Source organism: Lentilactobacillus sunkii DSM 19904, assembly GCF_001435575.1.
GTDB classification, from domain to species: domain Bacteria; phylum Bacillota; class Bacilli; order Lactobacillales; family Lactobacillaceae; genus Lentilactobacillus; species Lentilactobacillus sunkii.
The window spans coordinates 1-23,728 of sequence record NZ_AZEA01000029.1 but is presented as its reverse complement, the minus strand read 5'-3'; the positions used below and the strand labels follow the sequence as shown (position 1 = coordinate 23,728).

The 23,728-nt window shown below is 44.0% G+C and carries 21 protein-coding genes and 2 pseudogenes; 9 read left to right on the top strand and 14 right to left on the bottom strand.

Translation table 11 applies throughout. From position 1 onward, the window contains the following. On the top strand, nucleotides 1-198 hold a 198-nt coding region (locus FD17_RS13480), incomplete at its 5' end, for a hypothetical protein (protein ID WP_235803220.1). 6 nt (nucleotides 199-204) lie between these two features. Here FD17_RS13480 and FD17_RS11705 read toward each other — a convergent pair. The 4 genes from FD17_RS11705 to FD17_RS11690 all read right to left on the bottom strand — a co-directional run bounded on the left by FD17_RS11705 (nucleotide 205) and on the right by FD17_RS11690 (nucleotide 4,387). Then, nucleotides 205-846 (bottom strand): TetR/AcrR family transcriptional regulator, encoded by a 642-nt coding sequence (locus tag FD17_RS11705; protein WP_057826358.1) that lies wholly within the window; start codon nucleotides 844-846, stop codon nucleotides 205-207. Nucleotides 847-857: 11 nt separating this feature from the next. Then, nucleotides 858-2,465, bottom strand: a complete 1,608-nt coding sequence (locus FD17_RS11700) for an ABC transporter permease (RefSeq protein WP_057826357.1) — start codon at nucleotides 2,463-2,465, stop codon at nucleotides 858-860. 1 nt (nucleotide 2,466) lies between these two features. Beyond that, nucleotides 2,467-3,387, bottom strand: coding sequence for an ABC transporter ATP-binding protein (locus FD17_RS11695; RefSeq protein WP_057826356.1), 921 nt, complete (start codon nucleotides 3,385-3,387; stop codon nucleotides 2,467-2,469). Between the two features lie 145 nt (nucleotides 3,388-3,532). Further along, nucleotides 3,533-4,387 carry an aldo/keto reductase gene (locus FD17_RS11690; RefSeq protein WP_057826361.1) on the bottom strand — a complete coding sequence of 285 codons (855 nt, stop codon included), beginning with the start codon at nucleotides 4,385-4,387 and terminating at the stop codon, nucleotides 3,533-3,535. Nucleotides 4,388-4,620: 233 nt separating this feature from the next. On the opposite strand from FD17_RS11690, the gene FD17_RS11685 reads away from it, so the two are divergent. Then, nucleotides 4,621-4,860 carry a hypothetical protein gene (locus FD17_RS11685; RefSeq protein WP_057826355.1) on the top strand — a complete coding sequence of 80 codons (240 nt, stop codon included), beginning with the start codon at nucleotides 4,621-4,623 and terminating at the stop codon, nucleotides 4,858-4,860. 378 nt (nucleotides 4,861-5,238) lie between these two features. Here FD17_RS11685 and FD17_RS11675 read toward each other — a convergent pair whose 3' ends face one another. Further along, complete coding sequence (locus FD17_RS11675; protein WP_057826353.1) at nucleotides 5,239-6,012, bottom strand: (S)-acetoin forming diacetyl reductase; 774 nt, start codon at nucleotides 6,010-6,012, stop codon at nucleotides 5,239-5,241. A 164-nt stretch (nucleotides 6,013-6,176) separates the two neighbouring features. Next, nucleotides 6,177-7,388: an MFS transporter gene (locus FD17_RS11670; protein ID WP_057826352.1), complete on the bottom strand. Its 1,212-nt coding sequence runs from the start codon at nucleotides 7,386-7,388 to the stop codon at nucleotides 6,177-6,179. Nucleotides 7,389-7,566: 178 nt separating this feature from the next. Between FD17_RS11670 and FD17_RS11665 the strand changes: the two genes are divergently transcribed. From FD17_RS11665 to FD17_RS11640, 6 genes are all read left to right on the top strand, one after another. Beyond that, nucleotides 7,567-8,046, top strand: a complete 480-nt coding sequence (locus FD17_RS11665; protein ID WP_057826351.1) for a PH domain-containing protein — start codon at nucleotides 7,567-7,569, stop codon at nucleotides 8,044-8,046. Further along, nucleotides 8,036-9,490 carry a PH domain-containing protein gene (locus FD17_RS11660; RefSeq protein ID WP_057826350.1) on the top strand — a complete coding sequence of 485 codons (1,455 nt, stop codon included), beginning with the start codon at nucleotides 8,036-8,038 and terminating at the stop codon, nucleotides 9,488-9,490. The genes FD17_RS11665 and FD17_RS11660 overlap by 11 nt, the downstream gene beginning before the upstream one ends. Before the next feature lie 58 nt (nucleotides 9,491-9,548). Beyond that, complete coding sequence (locus FD17_RS11655; RefSeq protein WP_057826349.1) at nucleotides 9,549-10,394, top strand: aldo/keto reductase; 846 nt, start codon at nucleotides 9,549-9,551, stop codon at nucleotides 10,392-10,394. A 348-nt stretch (nucleotides 10,395-10,742) separates the two neighbouring features. Next, nucleotides 10,743-11,753 (top strand): lipoate--protein ligase, encoded by a 1,011-nt coding sequence (locus tag FD17_RS11650; RefSeq protein WP_235803219.1) that lies wholly within the window; start codon nucleotides 10,743-10,745, stop codon nucleotides 11,751-11,753. A 16-nt stretch (nucleotides 11,754-11,769) separates the two neighbouring features. Beyond that, the gene (locus tag FD17_RS11645; protein ID WP_057826347.1) at nucleotides 11,770-12,078 is read left to right on the top strand and encodes a glycine cleavage system H family protein; all 309 of its coding nucleotides are present in this window, start codon (nucleotides 11,770-11,772) and stop codon (nucleotides 12,076-12,078) included. 26 nt (nucleotides 12,079-12,104) lie between these two features. Then, on the top strand, nucleotides 12,105-12,596 hold the full coding sequence (locus FD17_RS11640; protein ID WP_082617217.1) for a C39 family peptidase: 492 nt from the start codon (nucleotides 12,105-12,107) through the stop codon (nucleotides 12,594-12,596). An 84-nt stretch (nucleotides 12,597-12,680) separates the two neighbouring features. Here FD17_RS11640 and FD17_RS11635 read toward each other — a convergent pair whose 3' ends face one another. From FD17_RS11635 to FD17_RS11615, 5 genes are all read right to left on the bottom strand, one after another. After that, nucleotides 12,681-13,184, bottom strand: coding sequence for a DNA-3-methyladenine glycosylase I (locus FD17_RS11635; RefSeq protein WP_057826346.1), 504 nt, complete (start codon nucleotides 13,182-13,184; stop codon nucleotides 12,681-12,683). 78 nt (nucleotides 13,185-13,262) lie between these two features. Beyond that, on the bottom strand, nucleotides 13,263-13,625 hold the full coding sequence (locus tag FD17_RS11630) for a hypothetical protein (protein WP_057826345.1): 363 nt from the start codon (nucleotides 13,623-13,625) through the stop codon (nucleotides 13,263-13,265). Between the two features lie 17 nt (nucleotides 13,626-13,642). Continuing rightward, complete coding sequence (locus tag FD17_RS11625) at nucleotides 13,643-14,269, bottom strand: uracil-DNA glycosylase (protein WP_057826344.1); 627 nt, start codon at nucleotides 14,267-14,269, stop codon at nucleotides 13,643-13,645. A 119-nt stretch (nucleotides 14,270-14,388) separates the two neighbouring features. After that, nucleotides 14,389-14,871, bottom strand: coding sequence for a L,D-transpeptidase (locus FD17_RS11620; RefSeq protein WP_420864825.1), 483 nt, complete (start codon nucleotides 14,869-14,871; stop codon nucleotides 14,389-14,391). A 151-nt stretch (nucleotides 14,872-15,022) separates the two neighbouring features. Further along, nucleotides 15,023-15,838, bottom strand: coding sequence for a sugar phosphate isomerase/epimerase family protein (locus FD17_RS11615; protein WP_057826342.1), 816 nt, complete (start codon nucleotides 15,836-15,838; stop codon nucleotides 15,023-15,025). 108 nt (nucleotides 15,839-15,946) lie between these two features. Between FD17_RS11615 and FD17_RS11610 the strand changes: the two genes are divergently transcribed. Further along, the gene (locus tag FD17_RS11610; protein WP_057826341.1) at nucleotides 15,947-18,349 is read left to right on the top strand and encodes a Xaa-Pro dipeptidyl-peptidase; all 2,403 of its coding nucleotides are present in this window, start codon (nucleotides 15,947-15,949) and stop codon (nucleotides 18,347-18,349) included. A gap of 52 nt (nucleotides 18,350-18,401) precedes the next feature. Here the strand turns inward: FD17_RS11610 and FD17_RS13120 are convergent, their stop codons facing one another. From FD17_RS13120 to FD17_RS13585, 3 genes and pseudogenes are all read right to left on the bottom strand, one after another. Further along, entirely contained in the window at nucleotides 18,402-20,210 is a 1,809-nt protein-coding gene (locus FD17_RS13120; protein WP_235803218.1) for a DUF5776 domain-containing protein, read from the bottom strand. 224 nt (nucleotides 20,211-20,434) lie between these two features. Beyond that, nucleotides 20,435-20,938: pseudogene (locus tag FD17_RS13590) on the bottom strand (DUF5776 domain-containing protein); the annotation flags it as partial. A gap of 435 nt (nucleotides 20,939-21,373) precedes the next feature. Further along, nucleotides 21,374-22,126: pseudogene (locus tag FD17_RS13585) on the bottom strand (mucin-binding protein); the annotation flags it as partial. Nucleotides 22,127-23,728: the final 1,602 nt, after the last annotated feature.

The following is a 23,728-nucleotide window of genomic DNA, read 5'->3' as shown; positions in this document are numbered from 1 at the left end:
TTAATTCATCATAAGCTTAGTCTGTTTCAGCCAAATAGCAGTGGAGCGTGCACTTGGGTTATTGCCCCGGGGAACACGTTTCAGCAAAATAACAGTGGAGCATACACAAACCAACCACAAACCCAAAAGCACAAAGTTTCACACAAAAATACCAGCCAAAGTCCAAAGCGGATTCTACTGGTATTTTTTCATACATAATCATCACTAATCCGATGCCACAATCCCAAACTCGGCCATCTCCAAATATTCTTTCACATCGGCAATCAGTCCACCCATATCTTCAATCTTTTTCATCTCCGGGTGTTCTTCAAGCCGTTGCTGCACTTCAGCGGAGATGGTTCCGAGCACCATTGTCATATATTTCTTAACATGGTCTCTGTTCAAATCTTTTCGAATCGGCATTTTATCGATCATCCGCGTAACAACTGTGTCTTCAACCTCGGTCTGCCAATCGGTAAAAATCTTAAATACCTGCTGACGAACTTTCTGCGGAATCAGATTATCCTGTGCATAAACCCTCGTCAACAAGGCAAATTCACTCGGGTATTGATGAGACAACTCAGTCTTATATCTGGTTGCCCGGATGATCATCGTCACCAAGTCGTCTGAATCTGTCCAGACACTGAGGTCAACAACATCAAGTAACGTGGCCATCGCTTTATTAACGGCGGCAACATACAACTTTTTCTTATTCTCGAAATATCTAAAAACCGACCCTTTTGATACGCCGGCCAGCTCGGCAATTTTATCCGTACTGGCGTTAAAACCGTCAGTGCCAAATTGTTTAACGGCAGCATCCAGAATTGAGCGTTCTTTTTCCGGGTCACGTGGCATTCTTTTAGCCATATTAACCCTCCTCAGCTTTCCAAATCGCGGTTCTTGTAACCGACAAATCCAATCACGATCAACACTGCTGCAATTACCAGCATCCAAATTAATGGTGTGGTGTTAATGGATTCAATCGGAACTTTCTTGGTCCAATAATATGGTGAAATTTTTAAAACTGATTTCGACAGATCCATCAAATTGCCAAAGTAGGAAATCAAAAATGAAATCCCAAGATAGGCCCAAACTAATGATCTCAGTCGTGGATAAATACCGACCAAACCGACCATTAATGCCATGAATACGGCAATAGCGGGTAGATTGGAAACAAATGTCTGCCAGAAGTATTTAAATGCAATTGGGTGCTTCATAACAACATTGCCGGCGCCCATTGCACTGACCAGGGCAACGAACAGTAAGCCAGCGGCGAGAATCAATCCAAATACGACATAAACCGCCAGAATGTACGTCCGGCCCTGAGGCTTAGTCATAACCATCTGCAGATACCCGCGTCGTTCTTCGGTTACCAGTCGGTTAACAATCATCACACCAGCAATAACCGCCAGAAGGCTGAAGATAATGCCCAGCAGACCAATGAACGAAAGTACCTGACTTTGTTCGATGTGACGAACGGCGGTTTGTCCCAAGACTTTCTGGATTGTCGGGGACGTATTGAAAATCTTGCCAATACTGTCAAACACCGACCCGTAGCTGGCTCCCAGAACGGCCATCCCAACGACCCAAAAGATTGTCAGTGATTTTTGATTCCAAACAAGGAGTGTCGCAGGTCCACGGAGAAAACGGCTCCGCCTGCTTCCGGGATTGACGTGAATAATTCCGGCATCAATATCCCGATTGGCATTCAATGCAACTGCGCCAAAGAATGCAACCACACCAAGTGCAGCCAGCATCACAACCGGCCACCAATTATTATTGGTATAAATTTCTGTCTTTTCCAACCATCCCAATGGTGAAATCCAAGTGTAGTCCGGGTTTGAAACATCGGTCATCATTCTGATCAGATAGACAATTCCCAAAAACGCGTAGTTATACATGGAAACATTATGACTATCAGCAACCAGTTGCGAAAAGACCAGGGCAATCATTCCAAATGCCCAGCCGACTGCCGCAATTGCAACAGCTGACAGCCAGGTTCCATTGATGTCACTGCCCGGGAGATTGGCAATCATTGTGCCGGCACCGGTAATCAAGGCAAATAATCCGTTTGCAATCAACAATTCCAACGCTGCAGCCATCAGTGGTGCCAATCGGCCAACCGGATGACCGCCCAACACCATTTCCGTTAGACCGGATTCTTCCTGACCCCGACTTGAACCAACGGCCAACGAGTAGTTGAAGATGATAATGAACAGCCCCCAAAAGACCGCCATTTCAGATGTAAATATGATGGCCGTGGTTAAATGACCGTCAGGGACACTTCCAATCAAAGCCACCATAGCTTTGGAACGCAAGGTTGAACTGATGGCACCAATTTGTTTGGTTGTGCCATAAATACCGTCAAATTTGGCAGCAACAGCGACAAATACACCAACCAGAACAATCAGCCAAGCCGTAATCTTAATCCAATCACGCTTTAAATTAGCTTTTAACAACGTCAAAGTTTGTGTGTATTGTTCCATCTTACTCACCTACTTTTTGACCATTATCAGAATGGTAGTAACGCAAGAACAGGTCTTCCAATGTTGGTGGTGTGGTCTTTAACTGTAAAATGGTGCATTTGGTTAATATCTCCATGACCGCACCGATCTTATCGGAATCAACCGTAAATTCAGCAATTGTGTGCTGATCGTTCTTGAAGGTGAGCTGGTGAACACCTTCCGTCTTGTCCAAGCCGTCAACTGGTGAAGCAGTCTTTACAGCAACCACGTTTCGAGTGAGATGCTGCATGGATTCAAGTGAGCCGGTTTCGATGACTTTTCCTTCACGAATAATCGAAATTGTATCGCACATCTTTTCGACTTCGGAAAGAATGTGGCTTGAAAGTAGAACGCTTTTGCCCTGTTCCTTGAGTTCAGCAACCCGTTGCTGGAATATCAGTTCATTCAGCGGATCCAAGCCTGATGTGGGTTCATCAAAAATGTACAGATCAACATCAGTTGAGCAAGCGGCAATTAAAGCAACCTTCTGCCGATTTCCCTTTGAATAGGTTCGGTTCTTTTTACTTGTATCCAACTTGAATTCTTTAATCAGGTCGTCGGTCTTTTCAGTGTGCTTTTGGCCCGACATTCGCAGCAGCATGTCAATCGTCTGGCCGCCAGTTAAATTAGGCCAAAGATAAACATCACCGGGCACATAAGCCAGGTTCTTATGAATCTTGACGGAATCTTTCCATGCATCTTCCCCAAATACTGTTACGGAACCACTGGTCTCTTTAATCAAACCTAAAATGGCCCGAATTGTGGTTGATTTTCCTGCCCCGTTAGGCCCAATAAAGCCCAGTACTTCACCACTATGAAGCTGTAAGTTAACATCCGTTAAGGCATGCACTTTACCGAAGTTTTTCTTCAAATGTTGAACATCCAGTATCATTCTATTTTCCATTTTGTTCACCCCACAAATTCCTAGAAAATAACGTTGATTCTTTTATCCACCCCGAGTATATCATCAATGACTGAATAGTCAATAACCGTGCAGTCATTATTTGTATATAAAAAATCAGGAGCGAGAACTCCTGATTTCATTGAATTTATAATTGTTCGTTCGTATCATCCCATTGGTCAATTGAGTTACCATATTGACCGTTTGGATTATGCCATTTGAAGTCGTCATACCACAAGCCACGACTATTTTCGTCAAGTTCATTAATCCGTTGAATATCCTCATCACTGATCTTAAAATCAAAGATATCGCTATTCTCAACGATTCGTTTCTCATGAGTTGACTTAACAACGGTAATAATGTCACGCTGCCATTCCCAACGAAGAATAATTTGCGCGGCAGAACGGCCATACTTCTTAGCAAGTTCGTTAATAACCGGATTGCTTAACGATTTTCCACCGCCAAGTGGTGACCAGGCTTCGAGTTGAATTCCATGACTCTCATCGAAGGTTAGAATGTCTTTTTCCTGTTGTGATGGGTTGAATTCCATTTGGTTGATTGCCGGAATCACTTCAGATTCTTCCAGTAGTTTGGACATGCGGTCATTATCAAAATTGGAAACTCCGATCGCACGAACCTTGCCCTCTTTGTACAAACGTTCCAATGCATGATAGCTTTCGATATAGGTTGCATCGACTGGCCAGTGAATCAGGTAGAGGTCAACGTAATCAAGACCCAAATCAGACAACTGATTATCCAATACTTTTGAGACTTTGTCGTAATCACCCTGTTCACCATTATAAAGCTTTGTCGTCACAAACAAATCATCACGCTTTAAGCCGGCCTGCTGCAAACCTTCACGAATTCCGGCGCCGGTTCCACGTTCATTGCCATACTGACGAGCGGTATCAATTGCCCGATAACCGTGTTTGATAGCGGCAATCACTGAATCACGAGAGTCACGATTATTTGTTTTCCAAACACCGAGACCCAAACGAGGCATCTCAATGCCATTATTTAATTTAATAGTTGAGTGTAATCCATCCAAGAAAGAACATCTCCAATCTTTAGTGTTGGTACATTTCAAGCATAACATATTGGTTGGGGGGATTGACAAGGAAGTCTTGTTGTTGAGAAATGATTTTACGACAATTTCATTTTTTCCTTCGCATACGCGAACATATGTTCTATAATGGACTCAATGGTAAATTCTTTAAATCAATCGGGGTGATTTCCATGGATACTTATGAAGCAAACATCGCTAATATTAAACGAATGGCCGAATTTCGGATGTCGCACAACAAGTTGGTCCGCGTCATCTTAGAAGCAGATGAAGATACCCCAGTTAATGATTTAGATTGGGTGGGCTATATTACCGGTATCCATGATACCTACTTGACGTTTACAAATTTGTATTATGAATCCTGGGATCTGAATTTTTCGGTGATTAGTGGGTTCGAGATTGTGGTGCATTAGAGGACAGAGTGAGACAAGTGGCGGTTTGACCCCTGAATTTAAGGCAATCATGCGATTATTCCCGGTCGTGGAATGATTGCGTGATTGCCTTAAATTACTGGGGTCAGCCGATTGTTTCACGTTTTGACTGGATATGAGTTGCTGTACAAAGAGAAGCAGGCAACGATGAACAAGTTCATCTCGCATGATTTCGTGAGGAGATGGCTACAGTGTTGCTTGCACTTATCTTACTTTCTGCTCCCTCCGGCTTCTGAGCTATGCTCCGACGACCCAGGGCCCTAAAGTACAAAATAAAACCAGCAACGATGAACAAAAGACGTTCATCATTGCTGGTTTCATCTTGTACCACGGGCCCTAACCGGGTCTCGTCGCACACTTTTATTGAAATTGCATACCTCCATCCACGATCAAAGTCTGACCGGTGACGTAGTTTGAATCTTTTCCTGCTAAGAATGATACTGCAGCTGCTACATCTTCCGGTTCCGACAACCGCTTGAGGGCGATATCTTTGGCGAATGTCTGCATACCCCACTCGTCATCCTTGCCCGCGTTCTTACCTACTTGATGGGCAATATCGAACATCATTGGTGTCTTAACGATTCCTGGTGCATAAGCATTTGCGGTGATTCCCTCTTCTGCCAAATCACGGGCAGCTACCTGGGTAATCCCACGAACTGCAAATTTAGTTCCTGAATACAGTGCCAGGTTAGGATTACCAACGACTCCGGCTTGTGATGTTGCGTTGATAATTTTACCGCCATGACCTAATTTCTTGAATGCCTGGTGAGCAGCTTGAATGCCCCACAGAACACCACCTACGTTAACGCCATAGACTAGTTTGAATTGATCCGGGGTAATTGTATCAATTGGCGTTGTTGGCCCCAAACCAGCGTTATTTACGATTACATTGAAGTCGCCGAATTCATCGACAGCTTTGTTGACAGCAGCAATAACCGAATCACGGTCTGAAACATCGGCTTTGATTCCAATTGCTTCGGAGCCGTCTGGTGACAGCTTCTTGGCAACCTTGTCTGCGTTATCAATATTCAAATCAACAACAGCAACTCTGAATCCATCGTTGTGAAGTCGGGTGGCGATTGCTTCACCAATTCCCTGACCTGCTCCAGTAACTAATGCAACTTGCTTTGCCATATTTGTTACCTCCATTGTGAAAATCATTTATTGGATTATTGTATCCGTTTTCATTGTACCTGATTCTTTCACAGGTAGATAGACAAAAGATTGCTTTTTTCACAAAAAAAGCTTCCTTTGCTGCACATCGCAGTAGGAAGCTTTCAAATAAACTGAAAATAAACTTAAGCGGTTTCTGTCAAATCAACTGAGAAATGATCGCGAATCCAGTATGTCATAATCCATGATACGAACAGGAAGACAATCACAACCAAATATGGCAAATGATAGCTCGCATCCAACAAGGCACCCGAAACAATCGGTCCAGCGATGTTGCCGACACTGGTCAGTGACATGTTGACGCCATTGATAAGGCCCTGCTTGGTTGCGCTGGCTTTGGTCAGCATCGTTGTGATTGCCGGCCGAATCAGATCATAGGCGGTAAAGACAATCAAAGTGGCAATGATAACTTCCAACTTGGAGTGGGCCATAATGATCCACCCGGTCCCCAGAAACGACAGCAGAAAACAGTATCGAATCAGGCGTTTCTCGGTTAACCAGACGACCAGACGATCAAATAGCAAGGCTTGGAAAGTCAGTGACGTTAACCCGTTTAAGGTCAATACCAAGGCAATATTACCCATGGTAAAGCCAAACACTTCATTGACATATAGACTATAAATACTTTCAAAGCCCACCAATCCAAATGATGAAATCAAAATCAGCAGGAACAAAAGGCCCATCGGACCGGTAAATAATTTCTTCGCCTGTCCCCACGAAGCCCGTTTTGGTGGCCGACTCTGTGATGGAATGGAATGGTTGGCGGCAATTTTTTCGATCTCTTGTTCGTTTGGCAGCATCACCCAAAGCGATACCATGCTCAGGAATCCAAGCACAGCAGCAAACCAGAATGGTGTTTTATAATCAAACTTGGCAAGGATTCCACCGATACCGGGGCCAAGAATCAAGCCACCGCTAAATGCAGCTGAGAGCAATCCGATAACTCGAGCCCGTTGCCTGGGTGTCGTCAAATCGGCCGCCAGTGCATTGGTCGTTGGGACCACCATTGCTGCAGACAAGCCACCAATGGTCCGGGAGATATCAAACATCCACAGCCAGTTGGTTGCGGCAAACAGCATCTCAGAGAACATATATAGTAACAATCCACCAACCAGGATCGGCTTTCGACCGATTCGATCTGAAATCTGACCGACAATTGGTGAAGCAACTAACTGGGCAATTGCAAACAACGAATTCATAATTCCCATATCAGTAGCTGATAAGTGCAATTCATTCTTAATAAACGGCATAACCGGGAAGACAAGACTCATCCCAATACAAACCAAAAAGTTGCCAAATATCAGGACAATAATCGCGTTTCTAACTTTTTTGGACATTTGATAGCCCCCTTTCTTTTTCGTTAAAACCATAAAAACAAGTATAACGCTATAAATGAGGGAATGTCTACCCAATTGAATACTTAATCTGCAGGTTAAGCGTTGGTAATTATTGTCATTATTTTGTAAACTTAGGAAAACTATACATACAATCATTTCATTAGAGGAGGCGTTTCACTTGAACGAATCAAACCATTTACCGAAACAAATCAAAACCGTGTGGCGGATTTCTGCCATGATCAATACTCTGATTTGGGCAGCCGTTGGGATTGCCGTCCTAGTCGCTCACCATTTTTTCGGCCAGCCGTGGCTCTTGTATGGCGCCTGGATATTCTTTGCCATCGCGGTGATCGACTTTATTGTTGAAATGGGCCTGGTTCCCTATCGCTATTCTTTTTGGCTGTATACGCTCACCGATGATGCCGTGGAACTGCGCTCCGGATTTATCTTCCGCAAATTGGTTTCAATTCCAATTGCCCGTGTTCAAGACGTCACCCTTTCTGCCGGGCCAATTTTACAATCCCAAAAGCTCCAGGAAGTTCGGATCACAACTGCTTCAACTTCTCACAAGATCGATGGTCTTAACCCTGAAGTTGGCGAACAGCTTCGCAAACAAATCATGAAACTGGCGGTGGAGGTGGGCACTAATGACGTCTGACAAGCGACAGCACTTAAACCCGTTATCGATTATCTACTTCATCTTCCGTCACTCATGGGACACAATTTTCTTAATTATTATTGGATCGGGACCGATCACGAGGTGGTCAACTTCGATTGGCATCCCACCGTTATTTGGTTTTAGCCTGTTAATCTTATTGATTATTTTGTGGCACACGGTTCGTTACTTATGCTTCACCTTTGAAATCAGTGATGAAATGCTGACGATCAATACCGGCGTCTTTGTTAAAAAGCACACCCACATCCCTTACTCCCGAATTCAAACAGTCCAGCATAATCAATGGTTCTTCCTTGTGCCATTCCATTTGGAAAAGCTTCAGATCGAAACTGCCGGTCACGATGAAAGTGCCCCAGAAGCCGTTTTGCCGCTGGTAAATGAACGGGTCCGTGAAGCGATTGAACAAAAACGGACGGGTGGCGCACCAATCCAGCCAAATTCGCCGGAAACCCCAACAGAACAATTATCAACCCCTGAAGATCAGGCCGATTATGAAATCAATCCCCATGAACTGAATATTTTCGCACTGACTTCTTTGGGTGTCTTCCCCATTATCGGTGCCCTGTTCGCGATATACGGCAAGGTTCAAGAAGCAATCCCCCAAAAAGTCATTGATTCAGTTACTAATGAAATCGTTCATCAATCTGCCATTATTCTTGGGGTGGTTGGGGTTCTCATTGTTATTTTGAGTATTGCCGGCTCATACCTGAACATCATCCAAAAATTTTACAAATTCCGGTTGAAAGCCCAAAAAGATCAGCTTAAAACAGAACAGGGCCTGTTTCAACGTAATTCGGTTACCATTCCGACTGCCAGAATTCAGGCACTGAGAATTAAGCAAAATGTGATCCGGCAGTGGTGTCACATTGCCACCGTGCAGGCTTTGGCTGCTTCATCTGCCGGCGATGATGAGAAAAGCAATGATTTAATGATTCTGCCGGTTGTTAAAAATGACCAGGTTTTCAGTACTCTGGCACCCTTTGTCAGCTGGGCACCAAAGAAATTTTCCCAGCTCAGTGGTCTACCAAAAAGAACTTATTGGTATTTCATGCGCAACGCGTCATTGTTCAGCTTAATCATCATCCTGCCCTGCCTGTATTTCTTTCATATTTGGGGCCTATTGAGTCTGCCTGCTTTACTCATTGCCATTCTGATGGGATGGTATTCTGCCGGAAATACTGGCTGGAAAATTATGAACGATCAGTTAATCCTTCAAAACGGTCACTACTTCACCCGTTCCCAGTACGTGATTCCTCATAAAAACGTCCAATCGTTTTTATTTGTTCAATCAATCTGGATGACTCATTCAAAGCTTGCCCATATTCGGGTCAACGTGCGGCATGGCAACCGAAATGAGCTGATTGAAATTCGATATCTCCCTGAAAATAAAGGGAAAGAAATATTTAATTGGTTACAAATTCGATGACGGCAGCCGGTATAAAGCGGTATACTATTAACCAACAGATTTTTAGGAGGCTTGATCTATGAGAGAATTGACGATTGGAGATTCCACCGTTCCTGCGATTGGATTAGGGACCTGGCATATGGGCGATAGCGCCTCAACCAGAGCCGAAGAAATCCAAGCGCTTCAAGACGGAATCCACGCAGGTGCCAGAGTATTGGACACCGCTGAAATGTATGGAAACGGCCGGAGTGAAAGTCTGGTTGGTGAAGCCATCAAAGATATGAAGCGTGATGATTTGTTCATCATTGACAAGGTTTTACCATCAAACGCTTCGGCATCCAGAATGGAACACAGCCTGGATACCAGCTTAAAATTAGTCGGAACCGATTACTTTGATTTGTACCTGTATCATTGGCGTGGTGCGGTTCCTTTGAGTGAAACCATTGAGACCCTCCAGCAGATGCAGCAAAAAGGTAAGATCAAGCGTTGGGGTGTTTCCAACTTTGATATTGCCGATATGGAAGAATTAATGGAACTGCCTGGTGCAGACCAGGTCGCTGCCAATGAGGATCTTTATAACCTAGGCAGTCGTGGGATTGAGTACAGCCTACTTCCATGGATGCGAAAACGAAATATTCCGTTGATCGCCTACACACCAGTTGCTGCAGGTGATGCCCGTGGCCGCTTAACGCAAGATGCAGTGGTCAACCAAATTGCCGACAACCATTCCGCAACCCCATGGCAGATTATTCTGGCGTGGGCAATCCGAGACGGCAACACATTGGCAATCCCGCAATCGGGCGATCCAAAGCATGTCCTCGACAACGTAAAGGCTGCAGATATTACCTTAACTGAAAATGAACTAGCCCAGTTGGATGTTCAATTTCCAAAGCCAACTAGTAAGCAAGTGTTGGATATGAGGTAGAGTGCGCACCAAGCCGGTTAGCTTCTGAGCATTAATTTGATAACCGGTTTTGATGCTGGTTCTGCATTAAAGCCGGTTATCGGATTAAGCGGAGGAAGCTGGCTTGGGAAGCACGTTTCGGCTATGTAAAAGTGAACCATACTCAGTCTTCCGGCCAAAGCGTCGCTGAATATATTAGGCACCCGTCTGAAATGTAAATTCCAACCACCCAACAAAATTATGGGTTACAATGCAATTAGACAAACGACAAATCTAATTGCATTGTATTTGTCGATATTTGTAAACGCTTACTTTTAAAAGGAGCTGATACTTATCCGATATGTTGATATTTCAAGTGGTAAAGATTATTTGAACCGGCCGATTATCACTGACAGTCTCTCCAAATTCTTTATCACCAGTCCCAAATTCACTGAACCAATCTTTTACTTTTCCCGTCCACCACAGGCCTCTGTTGTGATTGGATTGAATCAGGATGTTTATTCCGAAGTTAATCTGAATTTCATCCGTGATCAAAAGATTCAACTGTCCAGACGGTTTGCCGGTGGTGGCGCTGTTTTCGTTGATCCCGGCAACCTGACGTACGTCTTTGTCGATAACGATGACGGCTCCAACTATGGCGATTTTAAACGGTATGCCCAACCAGTGATTTCAACTCTCAAGAAGTTGGGAGTCGATGCTAAAATGACCGGCAGAAATGACCTGACCGTTGATGGGAAAAAGGTATCGGGGATGTCGGCACTAAAAATTGGCAACCGCTTTTTGTGTGGCGGCACTTTGATGGTCGACGTCGACTTGGCAGCCGCTGCCAAAGCCCTTACCCCACCAAAAGCAAAACTCCAATCCAAAGGAATCAAATCAGTCCACAGCCGAGTCACCAACATCCGGCAGTTCTTCGATCCAAAATACAAGAATCTGACGTTTGAAGAACTGGAAAAGCGGATTCTACTGACTGTCTTCAGAGTCACGGATATCCGGGATGTGCCAACCTACACCATGACTAACGACGACTGGAAAGATGTTCTTAAAATCGCTGACGAAGCCTATACCGGTGACGATTTCGTCATGGGCACAAAGCCCGATGATGATTACTTCCGTGGTCGCCACTTTGACGGTGTCGGCACAGTTGAGGTCAGCTTCTCAGTCAAAAACGATGTGATTTCTCACGCCAAGATTTATGGTGATTTCAACAATCCAAACGGCGATTTGTCGGCAATTGAGAAGAATATTACCAACGTCCCATTTGCCAAGGCCAGCTTGACCGAAGCGTTTCGAACCAGCCACCTCGCTGACAATATCGGGAACGTTTCACCCGATGACATGGCAGATTTAATGTTAAAAGAAAAGTACGATTTGAAATAAAGAAAGGAAGATTATCATGGCAGACAAAGCAGACGATTCAAAATACTTATGGACAGACAAAACTTCAGAGGGGCATACCCGGGTTGGCTTAAACGATTTGGCCCGCAATGAAATCGGCCAAGTGACTTTCGCTGAATTCCCCAACAAAATGACCGAAGTCGGTGAAGGCGATCCGATTCTGTCATTCGAAGGTGCCAAGGCCGTTACAGAAATCCACTCACCCGTCAGCGGCAAAGTTGCCAAAGTCAACTCAGACTTGATCGAACATCCGGAATTATTGAACGAAGATGACAAGGATAAAACCTGGATCGTCGAAATATTCTAATCGATGACTAGTGAAGGAGGGCATCCATGGCCATTCAACTAAATGTTCCGTTAATTGAACAGCGACCCGAGCTCCCTACCGGCTGTGAGATCACCGCAGTCACAATGATGCTGAAATACGCCGGTGCCAATGTTGACAAAGTTTCCCTTGCCCACGAAATGCCCTACGACAAGTCCGATTGTAACAAAGGGTTCGTTGGTGATCCGTTTACCGACGATGGCGACAGTATTTATCCGCCGGCATTAATGAAATTGGTGAAAAAATATGCCGGCAGCAGTACCGACTTAACCGGCAAACAACTGGCTGATCTGATGACGTATGTTGACCAGAGTCGGCACCCAATTGTCACCTGGGTTGGCGACTTTGACGGTTTCAACACCCACGCGCTGTTGATGACCGGCAGTGACGACTCACAAATATTTTATAATGACTGCTGGACCGGCGAACAGACATCGTTACCCTATGCCAAGTTTGAAGAAATTTATTCAAAACTTGGTCAACGAGCAATTAGTTATTAGTTATTAGTTACTTGTAATTTGTAATTAAAAATAGAGGATGAATTCACTTCTGTTAAGTGAGTTCATCCTCTTTACTTTACACAATTATTCATATTCATGTTTCAAAATGCCACTGCCAATCAACAACAACTCCATGGTCGTGGGCCCGACAAAGGTGAATCCGCGTTTCTTCATATCCTTGGCAAGTGTGGTGCCAAGTCCGTGGGAATCCTGTTGGAGGGTTCCCTTCACAACATCATCCTTGGGTTTGAATGACCACAAATAGTCGGCCAAATCTTTAAATTCCGGTTGGAGCTTCAAGGTTGCTTGAGCATTCTGAACGACTGCCCGGATCTTCCGGGGATTTCGAATCATTTCCGGATTCTCTTCCAACGCTTCAAGATCCATCTCATCAAATTGAGCAATTTGCTTCACGTCAAAATGCTTGAACACTTTGTCAAACACCGGAATCTTGCTGGCAGCGACCCGCCAATTCAACCCCGGTTGGAAAACGTTGACCGTCAGCATTTCAAATAAAACACGGGGATCATGAATTTCAGTTCCGAACAGTGAATGATACAGGTCTACGCCATTTAAAGGTTGTGCCATTGATGTCTACCTCCCAAATAACTAATTTGGCTTTAGGTTAACACCTTTTGGACAATCATTGGCGGCTAACGACTGGCGTTATTTGATTTGAAGAAATGTCTTCTTGATGGCATTTGGATCTGGCACCGTTAAAAACAAGAAATCGTATTTTTCGCTATGCAGCTCAACAAATAAGATATTGTCAGGGCCGGATATATTCAAATACGAGGTTGTCCGATTGCCTTTAAATGTCCCAACTTTCTTATTTGGCAGGCCCAGGCCAAGGGCCCTAATCTTAATACGATCCCACTTGCTATCATCTTTAAGCTGTTGCTTTGACTCAATCGTCATTTGAGTAATGTGGTCAATTGGGAATTCCAGATGTCCCCTGAAGCCCCACAACTTGTCCAATCCTTGGGGAATCACAATCATTTTTCCGTTGCTAAACTCAATGTCAGTCATTATTTGCCTCCAATGAATCATTCATTTAATAATTCTTTGAGCTTTTGAGAATCCACATCTACGACGGCCTTCATATTCTTAAAACGTTTGGAGTATGAAGGATGATAGAGCGGAAATATCCGGTGCTTTTCTTCGGTCAGCTCAAATGAATTGGTGCTTTGGTTATACTTTTGAATCGGTCGCTCCATCAACTGGCCATGCAAGTCACCAATCTTGGCTTTATTCCCAAGTAGTCGCTGCAGGCTGGCATTACCCATTGGAACCAGCAGCACATTTGGAAAATGAGCCAGTTCCCAGTCAAACATCGGTGCTGATCTTTTGACCTCGGTTTGATTAGGTCTGCGATCACTCTTACGTCCCGTTTTGCCGATTGAAAATGGCCGTGAATTGACGACCCCGGTGATGTAAATGTCTTCGCGGGTCAACCCCAAGGATTCCAGCCAGCGGTCAAGTTCTTTGCCGGATGGTCCCATGAACGGCCGGCCGATCTTAACCTCTTTATCACCAGGGGCTTCTCCCAACAGTAAAATTCGCGGATTGGTGCCGCCCTCACTTGGCACGAAACCTTCCAGTCGAGGATTTTCCGCTGCTATTAATTTGCCCCAGGTAATCCATTTGGGCGTCAAAATTGTGTGAAGTGTCATGGGATCCCTTCTTTCGATGGAATTGATTAGTTTCAGTATACCAAATTTAGGTATAAAAAAATTCCCCACTTACGGTTTACATTCTGTAAACCAAAGGAGAATCATGTTGAAATTTTAAATTAGTGAATCACAACTTTTGTGCCATATGGAACGGTTTTATACATCCATTTGGCATCGGCAATCGACAAGCGGACACATCCGTGTGATGCCGGTGTCCCCAACTTGTCAGCCTCAGAGGCAACGTACTGACCGTCTTTATTGGTTGGCACACTGTGGAATAAGTAGGTGCCATGACCCAACCAGGATACCCAATAATGAGCGCCCTCACGTGAACTGGCATTGTAAAATGACAACCCGCGTTGATGTTGAATATGGAATGTTCCTTTCGGCGTTGGACTGGATTGAGAACCCGTCGAGCAATACATGACGTATTGGACTTTCCCATTACCGTGAATGTAGACTTTCTGCTGCTTGATGCTGACGTAGATCCATGGTTTGCTCAAGGATGACCACTTTGGGTAAGCCTTGGATTCAGACGGCTGTTTCCAGCTGGCAACGGTATTATCAGTGTTCGGGGTAGCAGTTGCTCTTTGGCCGGCCATGGAATCTCGAAGTGAGAAAGCGGCCAAACAAACGGCTGTGATTGCGACAATAAATACGATAAATCTCTTCATTCGATGCATCCCCCCCCAAATACGTTCTACCTCTATACTAACTCATTTCGAGGCGATGTAAATTTTGAACAATTGGCTTTTATAAATTCCAAACTTTTTTAAGGTATTCATAACTTTCCAGCATTTCCCGACAGTCAAATTGATCTTTGAGATTGATTTCAAAAATATTGGTGGCTTTGCGGTTCACCATGGGCTTTAGTGGCTGCCAATCAATGGCACCCTGACCCAATGTCAGACTGTCGTGGAATTGACCCATTGAATCGACAAAGTGATAATGGACAATCTGATCACGCAAATGTGCCATGCTCTTTTGAAGCTTTTGATTATCACCATGCAACACGATAAATCCATGACTGGTATCGTAACATAGACGGTAATGATGTTTCAACACCTCAGATTCAACCAGCCGATCCCCAAAATCAAATAAGGGAGAGATCGAGTTCTCAAACATCACGTTGGATCCACCTAGTGATTTAAAATAATCGAGTCGTTCCAGAACAATTTTTCGACCAGCTGAAATCGAACCAAATTTGCCCAGAATCTCAGACACCGGCTGATTGTATCCGCCATGAATCAGAAGCTGGGTACCGCTTTGTTGGGCCACCTTGATTAAAGCTTTGGAGCTATTCATCATGAATTGATATTGCTCCGGATCGGTATCTGGATTGACCGAAACTTCGTTGTGCTGACCATTGAATTTCATCGGATGATGCATGACAACGCGTTCAACGCCAGACTTTTGAACATATCCAATCATTTGCTTTAGATGATCCAATCCCTGCGGTGTCACGTCATCACTGGTTGTGAAGAATTCAAACACTTGGGGACGGTACTGTAATCGTTCGTCGATTTGCTTTTGGTTGGTACTGGCCTTTAATCCTAAATACGGAAACATTTTATCACCACGTTTTTTTAATTACTTCCAGTATATCGCGAAGCACTGTCCACAGGAATTTCAAATGATTGTATAATGACATTAACTTTAAATAGAGGAGGCCTCTCGATGAAAATTAATCAATTTGCGTATATTCCAACCGATCATCAAACAATTCTCCAAGAATTAAAAGACACGCGATTTTTGGATGAAGATAACTTACATATTCAATATCCACGGCAGTTGCTCCGGGATCTCTTGGTGCGTCTATACTCAATGCATGCCAACCTGAGCACCCGACTGGAAAAAATAAGCGGCTTACTGGCAACACCGACCGAAAATGCCAATACATATACCAACAAACCCGGTTCAGTGGACAAATCAGCCTTCTATAACGTTGGCCTTCAGCTGCTTGGATTTTTAAACGATTTGGACTTCTCGGTCAATGATCCATTAAAGGCAATGAAACAGATTGGCCTGCCAATTATGGATGCCCCGGAACAATTGAATCGTGATCAGGTCATTGATGCCTGGTACCGTTTATTGAATACCCGGAATAAATACGGCCAGTTGTTAATTGATTACCTGGCAGGCAAAGGTTATTACCAACAATTTCTAAAAAATCCGACATTCAAGAAGCCACTCTTCTTTAACGGTAAAGCTCAGGCGGTCTTTGACACCAGTCGGCTTGTGCGGGAAACCGTCTACGTTGAGTCTTCTCTTGATACCGATCATGACGGCAGACGGGACTTGTTGAAAGCAAACATTATCCGTCCGGCTGAGACCAATGCCGGCTTCAAAGCACCGGTTATCTTTACCGCCGATCCTTATTCAGAGGGAATGAACGTTAAGTGGGCTGAAAAATATGCTCACGATAATAGTCGACCACTGAAACACAAACAGCCGAATAATCTCACTTATGCCGATGTCGAGTTTCATTATCAAAAAGTTGATTTACCTGCCCCACGAACTATCAAAGGCAAGACAAACCAAGCCGGTGAAACCTTTACCAAGCTGTGGTCATACTCTCTTAATGACTACTTTTTGGCAAGGGGATTTGCGGTCGTCTATTCAGGCGGCATCGGCACCCGAGATTCTGATGGCTTACGGACAACCGGAACTCGCGCGGAAACGTTGAGTGCAACAGCCATCATCGAGTGGCTGCATGGCGATCGGACCGCGTTTACCAATCGGACTGATCAAATTGCCATCAAGGCTTGGTGGTCCAGCGGGTCAGTTGGCATGACCGGCCGTTCCTACTTGGGAACCCTTTCCACCGCTGCGGCGTTCACCGGTGTTGACGGCCTTAAAACATCAATCGTTGAAGCTGGATTATCAAATTACTACGATTATTATCGCGAGAACGGCTTGGTGGTTGCGCCAGATGGTGATGATGCGGATGCGCTGGCGGAATATACCTTCAGCCGCCAACAATCGGCCGCCGATTACGCCCAAATCAAAGACCAGTGGCTGGCACATTTGAGGCAGATGAAAATTGATCAGGATCATGACAGTGGTAGCTTCAACTCATTTTGGGATGCTAGGCGAACCGAAAAAGTCAATCATACCAAGGCGGATATGCTTCTGGTGCACGGATTGAATGACTGGAATGTGAAAACATCCCAGGTTTGGAATTCCCGCAACAGGTTAAAGACCAGACCGATCACTCAAAAGTTGATTCTCCATCAAGGACAGCATGAGTATTTGAATAACTTCCGTTCGTTTGACTATACTGACATCGTCAATTTATGGCTGACTAATAAGCTGTTTAACATCAACAATCAAGTAAACGAACATCTCGCTGATGTCATCGTCCAGGACAATGCCCAACCAGAAACTTGGACAGCTTACCCGGATTGGGGCGGCAGTGAGTCTGAGTCCACCATTTATCCATTAAATGATTTAATCAATTTGAATGAGAACACTATTTTTCCCGACCAGCTACCCGAAGATGATTACAAAGTTTACAGTAACGATCTAAAGAAGTGGCACCACGACCTTTATTCGCGCGATGGCTCACAAATGGATTCTCACTGCATCCGCCTTTTGACCAAGCGGTTAAATGAAGATCTCGTGATCGACGGTCGGCCTTCAATTAGTCTAAGGGTGGCCACCAACCAAGAGTTCGGCATGATTAGTGTGGCCTTAGTTGATTACGGCAAGGCCCGCCGACTAACAGAATCTCCCCAAACCATTGATTCGATGCGGATTCTTCAAGGATACCATTGGCGAAAGGACGACCTCAAGGAATTCCTGCCGCAGAAAACAGAAACCGACTTCAAACGAATCACCCAGGCACATATGAATATGCAGAATCGCAACAACAGTTACAAAGTTGATGAATTGAATGCGATGACTTTCTACCGCTTGGATTTTCCATTTCAACCGACTGTTTGGCGTCTATTGAAAGGCCATCAGCTGGGTATTGTGATTTATGCAAGCGATATGGAATATACCGTACACGGCAATCAGGATGTTTATTACACAGTGGATCTTAAGAAGTCGCATTTGAATATTCCTAAATTGAAGTAGACAAAGAGCGCCCCGACATCTCAATGATGTTGAGGCGCTCTACTGTTACTGATTAATAAGTTCCTTGAATTACTAATTTCTTGTTGGCAGTCACATAATCACCATTTGTTAATTGATAACGCGTGGTCAAATTGTGCTTAACGATATCCTTAACACGAAGATGTGTGCCCTTCTTGTAGGTCCCGGTTCTGCCAGTCAGGTTCTTGTTCTTGTATGAATGAACACCCTTCTTGGAAATTACCGTGATCTTGTTGCTCTTTGGCATGCCTTTGTAGTAAACATTAACGACATACTTTCGGTTGGCGGTAATGTAGCCAACTTTGCCGGCAGTCTTCTTGCCGTGGTTAACGTCACGGACTTTGTAACGAAGTGCCCCACCGTTTGATCGGTCGTAGCCAAGAACCACGAACATGTGGCGATTTACTCGCTTAACTTTTGGATAATAAGCCATCCGTTGTGACTTCTTGAAGTTGGCATTCTTGTACATGTAAATGCCCTTTGTCGAGTAAACTGCAGAGCCTTTAACAGCAGCGTAGTTTGGCAAACCGGTTCCGTTCAGGTCACCTGGCTTGGATGGATTCCAGTTGGGGTTGGTTGGTGTGACTGGTGTTGGATTTACTGGCGTGGTTGGGTTAACAGGTCGAACAGGATTAACACCGGGTTTGCCAACCGTCACTTTAACAGGCTTTGAAACACCGTTATAAGTGTACGTGACAGTGTAGACACTGCCAGCCTTACTTGTGTCGACACTGGTAACAGTATTCCCTGCGGAGTCCTTGATAGAAGAAATGGTGACGTTGCTATCAGAAGGCTTTATAGCATTACCGTTGGGATCAGTTAATGTTGTAATTCCACCAAACTTTTGTAAATCCCACTTACTGCCATAGGCAACTGTGAAGTCTTTGGTATCGATAAATGCTTTGCTGCTGATTGTGGCAGTGACTGTCTTGCTGACACCATCGTACGTATAAGTAACCTTGTACTTGTTCCAATCAGCGGTTGGTTCAATTTTAACAGTGGCTTTAGTGTGATCAGTTTCTTCGGTACCATCGGATTTGTAAAGATGATTAATACCATTATATTTGTCAGTACTATTTAATGTGTTTAAATTAGCAGAGGGAAAATCTTGTACATCCATTGTATGGACTGGTCTAAGTTGCAAGTGAATATCTGGATTGGTATCTCCATCATTCCCAACATACGTCAAATCACTTATATGCGCTAAATTGCTAGCAGACCAGTTAGTATTTGCGGCAACCTTTAATGGAATATCAATTTGCAAACTTGCACCATTATTAAGAGTCTGGTAGGTTGGATGACCGTTATAAATTGGTCCTCCGTACGCAATGTACGCCAGATTATCACTCTTTTGATCGGTTGCGGTATAAGTGTTGATGTTAGGGCTGTAAGAGTATGACGGTGTTAATGTTGAAGTCCCGTTCGTGTTTGTCCACTTGATATCCTGTGAACTATTATAGATTAATGTTCCACCCGTGTTCCAATTATGTACCCATGGTAATCCCAAGATAGGTTCCACTCTTAAAGCATTTCCGGAATTATTAATTACCGAATAATGGGCAACAAAGTTGGAGTATTTATCAGTGTTAATTGGTTGAACCTCAGCATCCAAATTGCCAACATGATTGAATTGTCCGTCAGGATTGACTCTTTGCTGTGCAATGGTTTGAACACTTCCATTTGAGTCAGTTCCTGTGATCCATATTTTCGTTGTCAGCATGTTTGGTGTTGCGGCAGAAGCGTGCTGCTCGCCACCAGACAAAATGCCTACAACAACGAAGGCAGCAACAACAGCCACCATTTTAAGCATGCGCGAAAACATGTTGAGTGATTTATTATTCATGAAATATTCCCCTTTTCATATATCTCATCATTATATTTTGTGCTTATGTAACCCTATTCATTACAATTCTAGCACATAACTATTCATTCTACTATTATAAAAATAATGCCGCATAAAAATATTGAAACCCCATTTGACAATAATAAAAAAGCACCCATGAGAATGTTTGGCATGCTGCTTACCGCAAAACATTTATGGAATACTCTTCTGTAGAAACTTATAGGTTAAAATGATCCTTGAATAACCAATTTCTTGTTAGCTGTCACATAATATCCGTTACTCAACTGATAACGAGTGGTCAAGTTGTGCTTAACAATCTTCTTAACCTTGAGATGACTGCCTTTCTTATAAGTCTTAGCTTTTCCAGTCAGGTTCTTGTTCTTGTAAGCATGAACTCCGGTCTTGGAAATTACCGTGATCTTATTGTTCTTTGGCATCGTCTTGTAGTAAACATTCACAACATATTTCCGGTTAGCGGTAATGTAACCAACTTTACCGGCTGTCTTCTTGCCATGGTTCACATCGCGGACTTTATAACGAAGTGCCCCACTGTTTGAATGAGCATAACCGATAACAACGAACATGTGACGGTTAACCCGTTTGACCTTTGAATAAGTTGCGATCCGTTGTGATTTCTTGAACGTTGCGTGTTTATACATATAAATCTTCTTGGTCGAGTAAACTGCAGTTCCCTTCACCACGGCATAATTTGGAAGACCGGTGGAATTGTTCTCAGTCTTCTGGGTGATCGTAGTTGAAACAGTATTGCCGGTTGTGTTGCCGGAAGTTGTGCCTTTGCTGCCATTATTGTTAGTAACAATCGGGGTTACGGTAATCACCCCGCCACCTTTATTATTAGGTGTAACTGATTTGGCGGCATATTTCACCGTGATGGTCTGATCAGCCGGTGTTCCTGTTTGGCCGCTAATCTGGCCAATTGTCACACCACTGTGATCAGCGGTATAGCCATTCAATGTTGGGGTATCTACTGTAATTGGCAGATTAGTTGTTGACCAGTTTGAAACTTGCCCGGTAACCTTGTCTTTCGAACCAGTCCAATTGACGTTGATCACTTTGGATGTCGGGGTCAAATTCCCAGCACCGTCGTATTTGATTGTGGTCTTAGTCGTCGCGGTAACGGCTTCTTTTTGGTGAACCAGATGAACGGTCAAATTATCGGAAGTATCGCTGCCAGGTTTCAGGGTGTAGGGAACGGATGCTGCTTGTCCCTTCGCCAAATCATAGTTGGCCGGTGCCTGTACTGAGTAGTTCCCGGTTGCACCGGCTTGGCCCTTAATAGTGTCAGTCTTCACTGATTTTCCATTGGCGTCATCGTCTACATAGTTCACGGCAGCTTCGACATCACCTGGAACCGGCACACTGGTAAATTGAACATAGATCCAGCTGTAGTCACCGTTGGTATAGGTCAACTTGAATGGAACAGTGGTCCCTGACTTCAGGTTCTGGAAGCCATTGATCTTGTAATTAGTCTCTGCTGAATTAGCAGCGATGGTCAATCCATACTTGGAATCAACTGTGATTGGCAGACTGGCATTGCCGGCATCGTAATCATAAACCCCAAGTCCATAATTAAATTTGTCTGCGTCCTTTGGCAGCGTTACTTGGATCGGCTTGTCAACGGTGCCATGCCAGTCATCTTTGTTTTGCAGATTACTTGGTCCGAAGCCTTCAACAAACCAATTTACCCCAGGATTAAAGTTAATCGTATTGTCATAGTAACCACCAGCTTGGTACACAAACTGGTTAGAGGTATTGAACGGTACTTCTTTTGCATCGTGTGTGGCGTCACCAAATTGAAAATAAAAATCTTTGGTGTTCTTATCATCCAAAGTTGAGGTGAATTTGATAACCGTTCCAGGTGTTAATGAATCCAGCCCAGAAACCACTTCACCCATGTTGTTTTCAGCGGCAGTAAATGATAATTTTGAGTTATCCGATGACCATTTACCATAAACATCAGCATCGTCAGCCGCAATGGCATCAAGATACATTTTGCCTTTATCAGGCACAGTGATCTTGATTGGATTTTGGGCAGTGTTGGACTCCATGGAATTGGCATCCCAGTAGCCTTCTGAATAATGAGTTGTTCCATAGCTAAATAACCATTCATGTTTTGATGGAACCGGCGTGTTGTCACCATTCAGTGAGAAATAAAGTTCTTGTTGGCCAGTGAATCTTTGACCCTGTGCGTTATCCAAATTTGGTGTGATGGTCACTTTTGCCAAGTTATCCTTGTTAGCAAGCTTATCGAACCCTAAAATTGTGGAGTATTGATAGGTACCGACTTGGGCAACTTTTAAGTTGGTTGATGAAACAGCCTGCCCGGTTGGTGTGACTTCTTGGACGCTGAATTTGAATGGGACTGCCTCGGCACGAAGATTTTCGCTGTTAAAGTCCGGATCAGCATCAGCCATGATGTCTAAAGATGCTCCCAGCCGAAAGCCGGTCACTTTAAATGTTTCCCCATTCCATTGCTTGATCGTATCGCCGACAACTGCTGTAGAACGTGAATTCCAATCATCGGGATCGCCGCTAACCGTCTTTGGACTGTTGGTTCCCACCACATAAGGATGAGTCAAAGTTGCCTGACTTGCGCCAAATGGCTTTGGTGTCTCATCTTGACTTCGGCCGGGGTTCCAATCCCGCATGTCGATGGCTGCTGTCCACATGTTGGAATATGAAGGAAAATAACTCCCCTCGCCAGCCGGCAGCAGTCCCCACTGCATGTTCTCCACGTTATAACCATCCGCTTGAGCCGTCTTGGATGTGTGATAAACACCAGCGATTCCCGCAGTCGCTGCGATGGCAATGGTTGCCATCCACATCACAAGTCGTTTCAAGGGATGCTTTTTGTTCGTTGCTATTTCCATATATGAAGACCTCCCCCACATAACCATTACATATAAATTATTCATGGCTTAACCATATCAGTATATTACCATGGAATTAAAACGTTTTCATTTTTAACGCTTGTGATTTTTTGAGGAGAAGAAATAACGTAAAAGTTGACGTTGATAAATTCTATTTAATTACTTTAATAATTGAATATTGGAAGTGGCACTTTCCAAACGCATCATGAAGCAATGCGATCGAACAAGATCATTATTAAGAAATTTTCCTACTCCGTCATTACAGCAAAAATGTGGATTTAATAATAATTTTGTAAAAAAAGATTGACAATTCGAAATGTCATGCTAAAATTCTATCTAATTGATATATCATTTAATTTTAATATTATGTGTTGATGGGAAGAGTAATTGGTTAAGCAGTCATACAGAAAGTCCTTATTGCTGAGAGAGGATTGATGAGAAGCCAACGAATATGAGCCCTGAACAAAAATAATGGTTTACGGCTATTATTTCGCAAGGATGCGTTACCATCCCAAGCTTGAACACGAGCTATTGAGACTCAATGAGAAGTGTGGAATTCCAATCATTGGGTGAACAAAGGTGGTAACACGTCAAAAACGGGGCTGGGACAAAAGTCCCAGTTAACGC

Coding starts and splice junctions, on each gene's coding strand:
- FD17_RS11705 (WP_057826358.1), bottom strand. CDS start 846: ATGGCTAAAAGAATGCCACGTGACCCGGAAAAAGAACGCTCAATTCTG.
- FD17_RS11700 (WP_057826357.1), bottom strand. CDS start 2,465: ATGGAACAATACACACAAACTTTGACGTTGTTAAAAGCTAATTTAAAG.
- FD17_RS11695 (WP_057826356.1), bottom strand. CDS start 3,387: ATGGAAAATAGAATGATACTGGATGTTCAACATTTGAAGAAAAACTTC.
- FD17_RS11690 (WP_057826361.1), bottom strand. CDS start 4,387: ATGCCTCGTTTGGGTCTCGGTGTTTGGAAAACAAATAATCGTGACTCT.
- FD17_RS11685 (WP_057826355.1), top strand. CDS start 4,621: ATGGATACTTATGAAGCAAACATCGCTAATATTAAACGAATGGCCGAA.
- FD17_RS11675 (WP_057826353.1), bottom strand. CDS start 6,012: ATGGCAAAGCAAGTTGCATTAGTTACTGGAGCAGGTCAGGGAATTGGT.
- FD17_RS11670 (WP_057826352.1), bottom strand. CDS start 7,388: ATGTCCAAAAAAGTTAGAAACGCGATTATTGTCCTGATATTTGGCAAC.
- FD17_RS11660 (WP_057826350.1), top strand. CDS start 8,036: ATGACGTCTGACAAGCGACAGCACTTAAACCCGTTATCGATTATCTAC.
- FD17_RS11655 (WP_057826349.1), top strand. CDS start 9,549: ATGAGAGAATTGACGATTGGAGATTCCACCGTTCCTGCGATTGGATTA.
- FD17_RS11645 (WP_057826347.1), top strand. CDS start 11,770: ATGGCAGACAAAGCAGACGATTCAAAATACTTATGGACAGACAAAACT.
- FD17_RS11640 (WP_082617217.1), top strand. CDS start 12,105: ATGGCCATTCAACTAAATGTTCCGTTAATTGAACAGCGACCCGAGCTC.
- FD17_RS11635 (WP_057826346.1), bottom strand. CDS start 13,184: ATGGCACAACCTTTAAATGGCGTAGACCTGTATCATTCACTGTTCGGA.
- FD17_RS11630 (WP_057826345.1), bottom strand. CDS start 13,625: ATGACTGACATTGAGTTTAGCAACGGAAAAATGATTGTGATTCCCCAA.
- FD17_RS11625 (WP_057826344.1), bottom strand. CDS start 14,269: ATGACACTTCACACAATTTTGACGCCCAAATGGATTACCTGGGGCAAA.
- FD17_RS11620 (WP_420864825.1), bottom strand. CDS start 14,871: ATGGCCGGCCAAAGAGCAACTGCTACCCCGAACACTGATAATACCGTT.
- FD17_RS11615 (WP_057826342.1), bottom strand. CDS start 15,838: ATGTTTCCGTATTTAGGATTAAAGGCCAGTACCAACCAAAAGCAAATC.
- FD17_RS11610 (WP_057826341.1), top strand. CDS start 15,947: ATGAAAATTAATCAATTTGCGTATATTCCAACCGATCATCAAACAATT.
- FD17_RS13120 (WP_235803218.1), bottom strand. CDS start 20,210: ATGAATAATAAATCACTCAACATGTTTTCGCGCATGCTTAAAATGGTG.